Origin of the sequence: Bartonella sp. AA74HLJMH (genome assembly GCF_042197045.1) — a bacterium.
Lineage (GTDB): Bacteria > Pseudomonadota > Alphaproteobacteria > Rhizobiales > Rhizobiaceae > Bartonella.
This window is the reverse complement of sequence record NZ_JBHIRJ010000125.1, coordinates 1-788: the sequence shown is the minus strand read 5'-3', so window position 1 is coordinate 788 and position 788 is coordinate 1. Positions and strand designations below refer to the sequence as shown.

Annotated in this window: 1 protein-coding gene; it reads left to right on the top strand. The window is 38.8% G+C overall.

Annotation, left to right across the window (positions count from 1 at the left end; translation table 11 throughout):
* Nucleotides 1-17 precede the first annotated feature (17 nt).
* Nucleotides 18-788, top strand: a 771-nt coding sequence (locus ACFINH_RS10125) for a hypothetical protein (RefSeq protein ID WP_375633041.1), incomplete at its 3' end; no start/stop codon positions are given.

Genomic DNA, 788 nt, shown 5'->3' with positions numbered 1-788 from the left:
AGATAGGGGTGGAAGATATGATACTTAAAAAGAAGTATGAATTTACTGATGAAATAATCAAATTTTGTGGCAAAACTCTTCACCGTATTCGTGCATTAAAAGACTTTGGAGATGTCGAGCAATGGGATCTAGGTGGTTTTATAGAGCATGAGGGCAACTTATCTCATGAGGGTAATTGTTGGATTTACGATGAGGCACGTGTTTATAGCAATGCACGAGTTTACGGCAATGCCAAGGTTTATGGTAAGGCATGTGTTAATGAAAATGCATGTGTTGGTAACAATGCTCAGGTTTACGATAATGCACACGTTTACGGTGATGCAGAAATTTATGATCATGCGCATGTTTACGGCAGAGCTAAGGTTTATGGAAATGCTCATGTTTTTGATCAGGCGCATGTATATGGTACAGCAGCAATTCATGAATTTGCCAATGCATTTGGTAATGCACGTATTTCTCAAGATATTATTGGTAGTATTGCTTCGGTTGATGGTAGCGAAAAAAAATACGAACTTACTGATGAAACAATTGAAGTTGATGATCATACTCTTTACCGCATACGTGCATTGAGAGACTTTGGTGATGTCAAAAAAGGTGATTTAGGGGGCTGGGTAGAAAGTGAAGATAACCTAAGTCATGAAGGCAATTGTTGGATCAGTGGTGGAGGGGCGGTTTTTGGTGGTACAAGAATAAGGGGTGGTGAACATATAAACTCTCAGTTCGTTTCTAATAAGACTTATGAATTGTCTATGTTAACACCACAACGATATATGGCATCTCTACCTTGG